This is a genomic window from Pseudoalteromonas sp. SK18 (genome assembly GCF_001974855.1).
Classification (GTDB): domain Bacteria; phylum Pseudomonadota; class Gammaproteobacteria; order Enterobacterales; family Alteromonadaceae; genus Pseudoalteromonas.
Window position 1 is genome coordinate 128,276 of sequence record NZ_MTQB01000008.1, and the last position, 13,406, is coordinate 141,681.

At 40.2% G+C, this 13,406-nt stretch carries 10 protein-coding genes; 7 read left to right on the forward strand and 3 right to left on the reverse strand.

The features are described 5' to 3' along the window. Positions 1-43: 43 nt before the first annotated feature. Entirely contained in the window at positions 44-1,744 is a 1,701-nt protein-coding gene (locus BW139_RS08290; protein ID WP_076919335.1) for a dipeptidyl-peptidase 3 family protein, read from the reverse strand. A 288-nt stretch (positions 1,745-2,032) separates the two neighbouring features. Between BW139_RS08290 and BW139_RS08295 the strand changes: the two genes are divergently transcribed. After that, complete coding sequence (locus BW139_RS08295; RefSeq protein ID WP_076919336.1) at positions 2,033-2,872, forward strand: HDOD domain-containing protein; 840 nt, start codon at positions 2,033-2,035, stop codon at positions 2,870-2,872. A gap of 66 nt (positions 2,873-2,938) precedes the next feature. On the opposite strand, the gene rdgC is transcribed toward BW139_RS08295, so the two are convergent. Beyond that, positions 2,939-3,850: a recombination-associated protein RdgC gene (gene rdgC / locus BW139_RS08300; protein WP_008111993.1), complete on the reverse strand. Its 912-nt coding sequence runs from the start codon at positions 3,848-3,850 to the stop codon at positions 2,939-2,941. A 73-nt stretch (positions 3,851-3,923) separates the two neighbouring features. Beyond that, positions 3,924-5,690: a sensor histidine kinase gene (locus BW139_RS08305; RefSeq protein ID WP_008111996.1), complete on the reverse strand. Its 1,767-nt coding sequence runs from the start codon at positions 5,688-5,690 to the stop codon at positions 3,924-3,926. Positions 5,691-6,068: 378 nt separating this feature from the next. On the opposite strand from BW139_RS08305, the gene BW139_RS08310 reads away from it, so the two are divergent. The 6 genes from BW139_RS08310 to nrdR all read left to right on the forward strand — a co-directional run bounded on the left by BW139_RS08310 (position 6,069) and on the right by nrdR (position 13,406). Beyond that, complete coding sequence (locus BW139_RS08310; protein WP_008112003.1) at positions 6,069-6,437, forward strand: response regulator; 369 nt, start codon at positions 6,069-6,071, stop codon at positions 6,435-6,437. 229 nt (positions 6,438-6,666) lie between these two features. Beyond that, the gene (gene thrA, locus BW139_RS08315) at positions 6,667-9,084 is read left to right on the forward strand and encodes a bifunctional aspartate kinase/homoserine dehydrogenase I (RefSeq protein WP_076919337.1); all 2,418 of its coding nucleotides are present in this window, start codon (positions 6,667-6,669) and stop codon (positions 9,082-9,084) included. A gap of 9 nt (positions 9,085-9,093) precedes the next feature. Continuing rightward, positions 9,094-10,029: a homoserine kinase gene (thrB, locus tag BW139_RS08320; protein WP_076919338.1), complete on the forward strand. Its 936-nt coding sequence runs from the start codon at positions 9,094-9,096 to the stop codon at positions 10,027-10,029. A gap of 11 nt (positions 10,030-10,040) precedes the next feature. Continuing rightward, on the forward strand, positions 10,041-11,324 hold the full coding sequence (gene thrC, locus BW139_RS08325; RefSeq protein ID WP_076919339.1) for a threonine synthase: 1,284 nt from the start codon (positions 10,041-10,043) through the stop codon (positions 11,322-11,324). Between the two features lie 268 nt (positions 11,325-11,592). Continuing rightward, entirely contained in the window at positions 11,593-12,849 is a 1,257-nt protein-coding gene (glyA, locus tag BW139_RS08330; protein WP_010390926.1) for a serine hydroxymethyltransferase, read from the forward strand. A gap of 107 nt (positions 12,850-12,956) precedes the next feature. After that, positions 12,957-13,406 (forward strand): transcriptional regulator NrdR, encoded by a 450-nt coding sequence (gene nrdR / locus BW139_RS08335; RefSeq protein WP_010390928.1) that lies wholly within the window; start codon positions 12,957-12,959, stop codon positions 13,404-13,406.

The window sequence follows — 13,406 nt, forward strand, 5'->3', positions numbered from 1 at the left end:
TTACAGTGTAACGCTTTTTTTATGTGAACTAATTTAGCTCATATTAATTAAGGCCAAGCACATCTTTGCCTTGTTTGAAGGTCACATCTACAGGGATGTTCGCTTTGCTTAACTTTTCTAAATCTTTAGCAAGCTCCGCTTTAATATCGCCATGAGTGGCAATAAGTTGATCTACTTTTTCGTAATCACCATCACCTTGCAGGGTTAAAATAAGGCGTGATAACTTTGCCATAGCATCGCCCATTTTATCCATGTTGATGCTGTAAAGTCCGTCTTCATTTTTAGAGAAGGCACCTTCTTGAGCAAAAAAGTTAAAGCGGATCATATTTGCTTTACCATGCGCACTTGAAGCACCAAAGCGCACTGAGCGGAAAATACCCGCCATAAAAGTGGTGTAGTAATCTTCTAATGTACCTTCGGTGATTTCACCTTTTTTAAGTAACTGTTCAACCATGTATAAACCAAGAATATCGGCTTTGCCTTCTTCTAAAGCGCTAGCGTGCTCTTGAAGTGATTGGCGAACAGTACCTTTACCCGTTAGGGTGTTTTTAATCCCTAAACCGTGAGCCACTTCATGGAACATGGTGTTAGCAAAGAATGCATCAAAGGTAATGTGTTTGCGTTGCTCAGGTACAATTAACTGCTCTGAGATAGGCACTAAAATTTTATCAAACTTCGCACGCATTGCGTTTTTAAGCTGTAAACGACGTGTGCCTTTTTCTAGTTGTACTTGTTCATCATTGGGTAAGTTAATCGCAATGGTTTTACTGCCTGCATTTGAATGCCCGGCATAGTACACAACATCGTAGGCATTTAGATCAGCATCTGAGCCCGGTACTTCTTGCTTGTACTTACTATCGACAGGTAAGCCTTTTTGCAGCTCAGGTAAAAAGGCTGCAAATTTCGCTAGGCGCTCGCTCCATTTTAAATCTTTAATAAGAACATATGATTCATAAGCTGCGCGGTAACCAAATAATTGATCTTCGTAGTTTTCAATCGGGCCAATAACCACATCGATAGGGTTATTTTTCATATCCATCCACGCAAAGTCAGAGGCTTGAAAATCATCATTTTGGATTGCGTCAGCTCGTAAGTTTAGGTAGTTGGCGAATTCTTTGTCGTCGGCTAGTTTGCTAGCCTCTCGAAGTAACTCAGCAGCTTGAGCAAGCTCTACTGCATACTCTTCTGAATAAGGTGTGCTGTATAAATTACCTAATTCATCACGCTTAATCAGTGAGTAAAGGCCTGTTTTATCTTTTACATCAGCGTTATTAAGCTCTTCTTTGGTGATGTCTGCTGGGTAAAAGCCTGCACCAAGCGGCTTTTCTTTATAGCCTGATAAGAATACTTCATCGCCGTTTAAGCGATCCCATGGGCCGTAGTTAATATCGGCAAACTGACGTACTTTTTCATCATCTAATTGTGCTAAAAAGTCTTGTTTATTTTTACCAAATGCTTGCTTCCAGAATAAATCATCCATAATTTTTGAAGCATCAATAAGCTTAGCAACCATGGCTTTTTGATTGTCAGATAAGTGCGATAAATCACTTTGTAAACTAAAGTCTGTGTAAATGTCTAAGCGTTGACGGTCAATATTAACAAGTGTTGGGCCTGAAGGCGCTGTTGAAGCCGCTGGCGTAGAGTTTTGTGCTGTGTTGCTTGAAGAAGGTGCTTGCTCTGAGCAGGCACTAAGAAAAACAGCGCCAGAGAGCAATATCGCTTGGCTAATTTTATTTAAGTTCATTATTTTGCCTATTTAAAAGTCAATTTTATAGCTGGTGTACTGTAAGTTAAGGTACTGAAAGCGTGTTAATCTGCCTTAGCATGTTCGCATTAAAGCAAAACACACTAGTAAATAGCAAGTATTAGACGTTAGAGCGCATAAATCAGGGGAGGAGGTGTAAATAATTGAATAATTATCTACACGTTTCTTTACTTTGGGTATATGTTTAGTACTACATTAGCATTGAAATAATTAATAATATAAGACCTGCCGTAAAGCGAAGTAGGTCATAAAGCAAAGGGATAATTTATGTCTACAGAAAATGCCTTACTCACTATTTTGGTTGATAGAATTAACAACGACACACTGGTGTTACCTACATTACCTGAAGTGGCGATTAAGGTTCGTCAAGCCGCTGACAACCCAGATGTAAATTTGATGCAAATGTCAGATGCAATAGCGCATGACCCTGCATTGTCTGCACGTATGATCAAAGTAGCAAATAGTGCCATTATGGGGCGTGCTGTAAAGGTGTCTAATTTACATCAAGCGGTGACACGTATAGGGCTCAGACAAATAAAAAATATAGCCACGGCAATGGCAATGGAGCAGCTGTTTGTATCCAACAATGAGCTAATAAAGGGCTATATGGGCAAAGCGTGGCATAAAACGCTGCATGTTGCTTCGCATTCTATTTCACTGATGGAATTTTACTTAAAAAGAAATACCCATACCTCGCTTAACCGTGATGCCATTACTTTAGCTTCATTGGTTTATAATATTGGGGTATTACCAATTTTGACTGAGGCTGAGCGACACCCTGAAGTATTTGCTAATCCGAGCTTTTTAGCGCATGCAATTCAACGCTTAAGCGGTAAAATTGGCGGCTCAATTATGAAAGCATGGGAATTCCCAGATGTGTTTGTAGAAGTTGCACAACATTGGGCCGATGTTAACTATCGCTCGACTGAGGTTAGCTATATCGATTTTATTCGTATCGGCGCAATCCTTGAAGGCACTTTACAAGTATCAGATAAATCTGCGGCGCTACAAACCTACATTGATAAAGGCATTATTCCTTCTTTAGAAATGTTAGAGAGTGGGGAATACTTGCACATGGTTGAAGACGTAAAAGAAATGTTTAGCTAAAATTTTGAATAATAAAAAGCACGATTAGTATCGTGCTTTTTATTTGTGATGCTATTTAATAAAGCTTTACGCTAAATCGTCGGCATCACCTAAGCCTTGAGTAAGCTCTTCAAGAAGCTGCTTTATTTCCTCAGATGCAAGAATGAAATCTGCGTCTAGCTTAACCGCCATATCTTCTTTTGGAATATCTGCATTTTCTTCTTTAAGTGTTTCACTGTAGCTTAAACGTTTAATTGAACCATCGTTTTGTAGCATAAACTTAACGCGCTCTTGCCAATCAAGGGCAAGCTTAGTCACGCGTTTACCACTTTCAAGGTGCGATTTCACTTCGTCACACGATAAGTCATGGCCTTTAAGCTTAACTTGGGCACCACTGTCATCCGCTTCTTCAAGTTCAGCATCTGAGCCAATCGCAAAGCCCTCAGGTGTACTAAAGTTAGTAAGCCAGTCAGTTAAAAATACATCTAAATCATAGTTAGCAAACGCAGGAACAACCGGTAACGTGCCTAACGATTTACGTAATAACGCCAAAAGTTCTTCAGCTTTATTAAAGCTTGCACTATTAACTACAACCCAACCATTTTCTTGGTCTATGAACGCAAACTGTAGGCTCGACTTTTTAAATGCTTGTGGCAGTAGCGTGTGTAAGATGTTTTCTTTTAATTCATCTTTTTCTTTTTTCTTTACAGGGCGATTTTCTTCGGCTTCAATCTGATCTACTTTTTCAGCGACAAGCTCATTTATTACAGACGCGGGTAACACTTTCTCTTCACGCTTGGCACACACTAAAATACTTTTTTGTGAGAAGTGAGACAGCGTTTCACCATGCTTACCAAATGCTTTTGTCCAGCCAAATGTTGCCAACTCTTGGCCAGTGCAGGGACGAAATAGATCTTGTTCTAACGCCTTATCAAAGTCTTCTTGAGTGTACGAAACGTCTTGTTTAAAGCGATAGCATATAAGGTTACTAAACCACATAGGGAAATGATCCATTTAAAAAATTTGTGCAATCATAGCAATAAAAGCCGCTTCTAGAAACGGCTGATTTTACTTAGTCGAGTTTAAAAAGTGGCAGGGGGGATGACATGTTTTTAGGGAACGAAATTCGGTAATGTAATCCTTGGTTAGGTTCGCTACTGACTTCAATTTTGCCATTGAGTGTTTGTTTTACAAGGTTAAAAATAATGTGAGCACCTAAGCCACTGCCACCTTCATCACGTTTTGTGGTAAAGAATGGGTCAAATAAACGCTTAAGTTGAGCTGGTTTCAAACCGATACCATTATCTTGGTAATTAATAACTAAGTCGTTTTCATCGGTGTTTACATCTATGGTAATTTGGCCGCTGTTTATATTTTCAAAGCCATGCACTAATGAATTCATAATTAAGTTAGTAAATATTTGGCTGATCACCCCTGCTGGTAAATTAATAATTAAATCATCCGGGCAATGTAGGCGAATGCTATGGGATGTTTTTTTAATCTGTGGATGTAAAGAACGTATAACTTCATTGATGTAATCCTTAAAGTTAATGGTTCTTAACGCCTCACTGGCTTGATCTACTGCAATTTGTTTAAAGCTAGTGATCAAGTCTGATGCACGCTCTAAATTGTGAGAGAGTAGTTGAGCGCTTTGTGCTGCATCATTAATAAATCCTTCCAATGCAGAGGAAGACAGTGATTTATTCTTAAATGCGGTTTCTATTTCAGTTAAGCGCTCTTGCAAAAATGAAGTAGCAGTTACGCCAATACCAATAGGGGTATTAATTTCATGAGTGATACCCGCTACTAAACCGCCTAATACCGCCATTTTTTCTGAGCCAACCAGTTGCTCTTGCGCAAAGCTTAGTTCATCGAGCGAGTTCTGTAGCTGAGTTTGCTTACTTAGCAGTTCTTGCTCAGTTTGCTTTCGTAAGTCAACTTCTTCAGTTAATACCGCTTTTTGGCGCTCGAGTTCATATTTTTGTTGCTGTAAATCGATCATTGCTTGGCTTAAGTTTGATGTTTTACGCGCAACATCTTGTTCAAGCTGCAAATTTTGTTGATCTAGTTTTTGATTACTTTCGATTAGGTCATGCTGAGTTTGTTTTAACTCTTTTTTATACTCAACAACTTTAGAAATCAGATTGTTAAAAGAGCGCTCCATTACCTTTAGCTCGTTATTTTCATCGGTAACGACTTTAACGTGCTGGCCATCGAGCTCTTCTAATTCAAGGTATTCAATTTGCTCAGTGAGTTGTGTGAGCGGCTCGGTTAGTAGCTTTCTAAATGCGATCAAAAATAAGATGATTAAAAAGGTGGTTTTAATCATGGCGTTGCCAATTAAAAAGTAAATAGAGAGCATAATGCGGCTGAAAATTACGTCCCGGCTAGAAAATAAAGTCACATCGCCCACTTGGGTGGCACGGCCTGAAAACTCAAAAATAAGCGGAAATGTATAGCCAAATAAACCAGCCTTGGTGTCTTCTACAATCACATCTTCTTGAACAAGCTGCTGGCTGTATAGGTTGTGAATGTTTAACGCTCGGCCTAGTTGCGAAATAATAGCGCCATTATCATCACGAATAATAACCCCTTCAACCATAGGAATATCAAGCAACCCCTCTGCAGTTGTGGTGGTTTGCTTTATATTTAGCTCCCAAATTGCTCGGGTTAGACTTCTACCAAATGTTTTTTGTAGTGTGCCGAGCTCATCGCGTATGTAATCTTTGGTATTAACATACTCTGCGAAGATTTGTCCGCAGGTCACCACAAAAGTCAGTATAAAATAAACTGATAAAACCCGTGTGAGTAACTTTGTTGAAAGACTTTTTTGCGGCATGAGGGACTTGTATTTCCTTTAATTATTCATCTATTGGTGTACGCTTATAAACATTAGTTAATAAATCATTAAAAATAAACATATATTTTATTATATTGTTATTTTGCGCTCTTAAATAAGCATTACCCTGTAAACTTAACAATTGTACTCCTATCCAAGTGTAGTGTGTTTAGCTAGTTTGTTTGTAAATTAGGAGGGGGATTTTGCTAATTTGTATTGTGCACTCATGCATTTTATTGATAACGTTAATAAAAGCTATAGTAAATAACCTGCTCGCTACTTATATTGGTTATATTTTTGACTTTTTACTGACTGAGCAAGTAAATTAATTTTAAAGTGGGTTTAGGTGTTTTATATGAGTTTAATTAAATAGTCATTATGGTGCGTTTTTCTATTTTAGTCTGTGATGACTCAACCGTTGCCCGTAAGCAAGTGATCCGTTGTTTAAACGAGTGCATTGATGCCGATATTCAACAGGCTACAAACGGTAAAGAGGCCTTGGAGCAATTGCATCATGGGCAGTTTGATCTTGTGTGTCTTGATTTAACCATGCCTGAGGTTGATGGCATTGCAGTGCTTGAGCAAGTTAAAGCAAATAAAATAGAATCTTATGTATTGGTAATTTCTGCTGACATTCAACAAAAAATGCGAGAGCGAGTAGCGCAACTTGGCGCAATTGATTTTATTCATAAACCGATTAATAAAACACAACTTAACGAAGTTTTGCATAAGTTTGGCATTTATTAATAAAATTCATGATGAAAAAGACTGTTTTATCTTCTAATTTAGGGTTGACAGAATAGCCTTTGTTGAGGCAGTCTTAAGCTTATGAAAACATTTAGTCTTGTAACGACCATTATTATTACAACCACCATTCTTACTGGATAGTGGCATAGGTCGGTGCAACAAATTTAAAGGCCTGTGTTCACTTAGAACACAGGCCTTTTTTCGTTTTATGGAATGAGGAAACATAAAAATGCGTGTTTTAAAATTTGGCGGCTCATCGCTCGCTGACTTTGCCTGCTTAGAGCAAGTAGCTGCTCTAGCTAAGGCACAATTAAAAGATGAAATGTTACTGGTGCTTTCAGCGCCTGGCGGTATGACAGATTCGCTTGTTGCGTTGGCTAGTGCTGCAGAGCAGGGGCAGGATTTCAACCCGTTGTGGGATGCACTTGTTACCCGCTGCAATGCTTTAAAAGCGGCTGTAGAGGAAAGACAAGGAACAGTTCAAAACTGGCCGGACTTTAACGAATTGAAAAATAAGCTTGATGGGGTTGCACTAATTAAGTGTTGCCCAGATAAAATCAGGGCTTTTATTATTAGCTTTGGTGAACGTGTTAGCGTATCGCTAATGCAAAGCCTACTAGCCGATCATAACGCGCATTATTTACAAGCAACAGACTGTATTGTTTCAACGGGTGGACACATAGACGCTGAAGCCGATTTAGTCGCCAGTAAAGCCCGCTTTCAAGCGGTACTAAAAGAGTCGCCAGCAACGGTTTACATTATGCCTGGCTTTACTGCAAGTAATGATAAAGGTGAGCTCACAACACTTGGTCGAAATGGCTCTGATTATTCAGCGGCGATTGCTGCAGCGTGTTTAGAGGCGCAAGTGTGCCAAATATGGACTGACGTTGATGGTGTATACAGCGCCGATCCGCGTTATATCAAAAAAGCCACTAAGGTTGATTTCCTATCTTACAAAGAGGCGATGGAGCTTTCTTATTTTGGCGCTAAAGTGTTGCACCCTAAAACTATCCTACCCTGTGCAAAAGCTGGAGTGCCATGCGAAATTAAAAACACTCATAACCCAGATGCGCAAGGCTCACTAATTAGTAACGATACGGTATCTGATGAACCAGTAAAAGCACTCTCAAGCCTACAAAACTTAGCTATGTTGACCGTTTCGGGCCCTGGTATGAAGGGCAAAGTGGGCATGGCATCGAAAGTATTTAATGCATTAGCGCATGATAACGTGTCAATCGTCCTGATCACTCAATCATCATGTGAATTTAGCATCAGTTTTTGTGTTCATGAAAGTGATTTAAATCTAGCGTTGAATGCGTTGCAAGTGGCCTTTGACTTAGAGTCAAAAGCAGGCTTAATTGAGCCGGTAAATGTGCAACGTAATTTAGCAATTGTAACGCTAGTGGGCGATAACATGCGCGCACATAAAGGCTTAGCTGCTAAGTTTTTTGCATCGCTTGCTCAAGCACAAGTAAACATTGTTGCCATAGCGCAAGATTCAACTGAAAGCGCTATTTCTGCGGTTATTGATGGTGAGTTGTGTAATGACGCGGTTAAAATCTGTCATGAAAACTTTTTCACTCATGTGCCTTCAATCGATGTGTTTTTATTGGGATGTGGCTTAGTCGGTCAAGAGCTAATAAACCAGCTTGAACGTCAACAAGCATGGCTTGAAAAGCGTAATATTAAATTAAACCTATACGGTGTGGCTAATTCTCGTCAATTACACCTTGATGGTGAAGGCATTGCTTTTGATGATTGGCAACAAAAACTAACGCAATCAGAGCAAGCATTTGATTTAAAATTAGTAGAACAGTTTGTTAAGCAAAATCACTTGGTTAACCCTGTGCTAGTTGATTGTACTTCATCAGATGCCTTGGCTTCGCAATACGTCGATTTTTTAAATGCGGGTTTCCACGTTGTGGCCGCTAACAAAAAAGCGACGACTAGTTCATATACTTATTACCAAGACTTAATTGCAGCAACGCATAAAAATAACCGTAAGTTTTTATACGAAACTAACGTAGGTGCGGGTTTGCCTGTAATTGATAACTTGCAATCACTCTTTGGTGCTGGCGATGAATTACTTGAATTTAGTGGTATTTTATCTGGCTCACTTTCGTACATGTTTGGTGCCCTTGAAGATGGTTTATCACTCTCTGAAGCAACAATTAAAGCGAAAGAAAGTGGCTTTACTGAACCCGATCCTCGCGATGACTTATCGGGGACTGACGTTGCACGTAAACTGCTCATTATTGCCCGCGAGTCAGGTATGAAATTGGAGCTTAGTGACATAGAAGTGGAGTCGGTATTACCACAAGGCTTCGCCCAAGGTGACAATGTTGATGAGTTTATGACAAAGCTACCAAGTCTGGATGCTGACTTTAACGACCGTATTCAAAGTGCAGCGAGTGAAGGTAAAGTACTTCGCTATGTAGGCACAATTAAAAATGGACACTGTAAAGTAGGTATTGAAGCGGTAGATTCATCACACGCATTAAGTGTAATTCGTGATGGTGAAAATGCGCTGGCTATTTTAAGCCAATACTACCAACCACGTCCGTTCGTTATCCGTGGTTATGGTGCAGGCTCCGCAGTAACGGCTGCCGGCGTATTTGCAGACATCTTAAAAACATTATCTCGCTAGGAGTCGGTTATGATTGAAGTTTATGCGCCAGCCTCCATTGGTAACTTTACGGTTGGTTTTGACTCCCTCGGTGCGGCGTTAGCCCCAATTGATGGCAGCTTGCTGGGGGATGTGGTTACTATTTGTGAAGCGCCTAGTGATGAGTTTATTTGTAGTGGCGAATACGCTCATAAGCTCCCAAGCGATGCGAAGGAAAACTTAGCGTATCAATGTTTAGTGCATTTTCGTAAACATGTAGCGCCGAATATGCCAGCCGTAAAATTAGAATTGAAAAAAAATCTGCCTATAGGTTCTGGGTTGGGCTCAAGTGCTTGCTCTGTTGTGGCAGCATTTGTAGCGCTGGATAAGTTTGCTCAAACCAATTTAAGTCAAGTTGAGTTAATAGAGCTAATGGCCGATTTTGAGGGTTTGGTAAGCGGTGGACGTCATTATGACAATATCACTCCTTGTTACCTTGGTGGCTTACAATTAACGGGTGATTTAATTCCTGATAAATCTATTGCTTTACCTGTCGATGAAAACTGGTATTACGTTGCCGCATTTCCAGGCTTTTCGCTCAATACCGCAAAAGCGCGCTCTGTTTTACCAAAAGAGCTTAGTATGCATGCGGGGGTTGAGTTTGCGCAGCGTTTATCGGCGTTTAGTAGCTTACTGTTAACAGAGCGTTTTGATGATGCATTAAGCATTATGAAAGACGAAATAGCAGAGCCATACCGTGCGCCACTTATAAGCGGCTTTAGTGATGCCAAAGCAAGCTTACCAGCACTGGGTGCTGAAGTTGTGAGTATTTCAGGCGCAGGGCCGACCTTGTTTAGTGTATGTAAAACGCTTGAAGCGGCAGAGCAATGCGCGCAGTGGCTAGAGGAAAACTACATCAACGAGCAAGGTTTTTGCCATATTTGTAAATTAGATAACGACGGCACGCGTCAATTAAATGTTTTATAGGATCAAGAGTCATGCAATTACATAATTTAAAAGAATATTCACAAAAAGTGTCGTTTGTTGAAGCTGTAAAAACAGGACTAGGGCGTAATCAAGGGGTGTTTTTCCCAGAGTCATTAGCGCCGCTTAGCGATATTGATGCGTTACTCGATATGGATTTTGTTACTCGAAGTAGCAAAATTCTCTCTCACCTTATTGGTGACGAGCTACCAAGTGATACTGTTGCCCAGATGGTTAAGAATGCGTTTAACTTTCCGGTTAAGCTGGTGGAAGTTGAAGACAATACCTATTGCTTAGAGTTATTCCATGGCCCAACACTGGCATTTAAAGATTTTGGTGGCCGCTTTATGGCAGAGTGTTTGGCACAGTTTAACCACGGCGAAAAAGTGACAATATTAACTGCAACATCGGGTGATACCGGGGCTGCCGTAGCGCATGCTTTTTATAACAAACCAAATATTGATGTGGTTATTTTATACCCTAAAGGCAAAATTTCACTCGCTCAGCAAAAGTTATTTACAACGCTTGGTGACAACATTCACTGTTATGCGATTGAGGGGAGTTTTGATGATTGCCAAGAGTTGGTTAAAAAATCATTTTTAGATGAAGAGCTAAAATCGAAATTAGGTTTAAACTCAGCAAATTCAATTAACATTAGCCGTTTAGTCGCGCAGGTGTGTTATTACTTTGAAGCCATTGCACAGCTGCCAAAAGAAAAGCGTGCTACAGCGCATATTTCAGTACCCAGTGGTAACTTTGGTAATGTGTGTGCGGCTATGATTGGTGCTGTGATTGGTATGCCAGTAGGTAAACTAAGCGCGACTACAAACCAAAACGACACAGTACCGCGCTTTATGCTTGATAAAAATTGGACGCCTAATGCGACAATTGAATCGCTTTCAAATGCAATGGATGTGAGTAAACCTAATAACTGGCCTCGTGTGCAATCAATGTTAGATAATAATTGGTTTAGTTATGATAACTTTTATTCGGTGAGTGTTGATGAGCAGCAAACACAAACAGTGATGAAAAAAATTCAACAGCTTGGCTATATTGCAGAGCCTCACACCGCAATTGCTTACCAAGGTCTTGTAGAAAATAAGGCGGCAGATGCTGTGGGGATTTTTTTAGCGACTGCGCATCCGGCCAAATTTAAAGACAGCGTTGAGGATATCCTTAATGTTGAATTAGATATGCCAAAGCCGTTAGCTGATGCATTAGCAAAACCGTGTTTAGCCATTGATATGCACAATGATTACGACGATTTACGCAGCGAGCTATTTGCTAAGCTAGGTTAAAATAACACATTAAGAAAAGCGGCTCATGCCGCTTTTTTTGTTTGTTTATACATCGCTTTAGATATAACGCATAAGCTAAATAAATGTAATAAATCAAATTCATTTAAAATTGTTATTAGTTTATAAAAAAATATCATCATCAAAATGCTGTGAAATAGTTTCAATCCCTGTTTAAATATCCTCAACTTAAGAGCGTAGGCAAAGAGTCGTTTTAAGCGTACAATAAAGCCTGTAAAAAATACCCATACACGTTGCCCAGGAGACCCCAATGTTAGAACGTAGCATGAATATTTCGGACTTTGATCCAGAGTTATTTGACGCGATGAGCAAAGAAACATCACGTCAAGAAGAGCACATTGAGTTAATTGCATCTGAAAACTACTGTAGCCCACGCGTACTAGAAGCGCAGGGTTCTCAACTTACTAACAAATATGCTGAAGGCTACCCGGGCAAACGTTACTACGGTGGCTGTGAGCACGTTGATGTGGTTGAGCAGTTAGCGATTGACCGCGCAAATGAATTATTTGGTACAGATTACGCAAACGTGCAACCACATGCGGGTTCACAAGCGAATGCCGCTGTTTTCCAAGCACTATTAAGCCCACTTGATACTGTTTTAGGTATGAGCCTAGCGCACGGTGGTCACTTAACACACGGCTCACACGTAAACTTCTCAGGTAAAACATACAACGCAATTCAGTATGGCCTTAACGAAGAAACTGGCGAAATTGATTACGCACAAGTTGAAGCGTTAGCACTTGAGCACAAACCAAAAATGATCATTGCTGGTTTTTCTGCATACTCAGGTATTGTTGATTGGGCTAAATTCCGTGAAATTGCAGACAAAGTAGGCGCATACTTATTTGTTGATATGGCGCACGTTGCAGGTTTAATTGCTGCGGGTGTTTACCCAAGCCCTGTGCCATTTGCTCACGTTGTAACAACCACAACACACAAAACATTAGCCGGCCCTCGCGGTGGTTTAATCATTTCTGCGTGTGGCGATGAAGATATTTACAAAAAGCTAAACAGCGCTGTTTTCCCAGGTGGCCAAGGTGGTCCTTTATGTCATGTTATTGCTGCTAAAGCGGTGGCATTTAAAGAAGCACTTCAACCTGAATTTAAAACATACCAAACTCAAGTTGTTAAAAATGCTCAAGCAATGGTTGCAGTATTACAAGAGCGCGGCTACAAAGTAGTATCAGGTAAAACTGACAACCACTTATTCTTACTTGATTTAATCGATAAAGATATCACAGGTAAAGATGCAGATGCTGCCCTAGGTAATGCGAATATCACGGTTAACAAAAACTCAGTACCGAACGATCCTCGTTCACCATTTGTTACTTCTGGTTTGCGTATTGGTTCACCAGCAATCACTCGTCGTGGCTTTAAAGAAGCTGAGTCAAAAGAGTTAGCTGGCTGGATCTGTGACGTGCTAGACAACATCGAAGATGAGTCAGTACAAGCGCAAGTAAAAGAAAAAGTGAAAGCAATTTGTGCAAAATTACCTGTTTACGCTTAATCCAATAGTAAAATAGTAATTTAGATCACAACTGCACACATTTTTGTTATGATAATGGCCGCTATGATAGCGGCCATTTTTTGTTTTTAAAACGGAAACACACAGTTATGCATTGCCCATTTTGCACCGCCAAAGATACTAAAGTTATTGATTCTCGCCTTGTCGGCGGGGGACACCAAGTACGTAGACGTCGTGAATGTAATGAGTGCCACGAACGATTTACCACCTTTGAAGGGGCTGAATTAGTCATGCCACGTGTCATCAAGCAAGATGGCAGTCGTGAACCGTTTAATGAAGATAAGTTACTAAATGGCTTAACCCGCGCTCTTGAAAAACGCCCAGTAAGTACCGAACAAGTTGATGAAGTCGTTAATATAATTAAATCCCAGCTGCGAGCCACCGGCGAGCGTGAAGTGTCTAGCCATTTGGTGGGTGAGTGCATTATGGAAGCGCTGAAAAAGTTAGATAAAGTAGCTTATGTAAGGTTTGCCTCAGTATATCGCTCGTTTGAAGATATACGTGAATTTGGTGAAGAAATAGCCCGTTTAGGAGAGTAG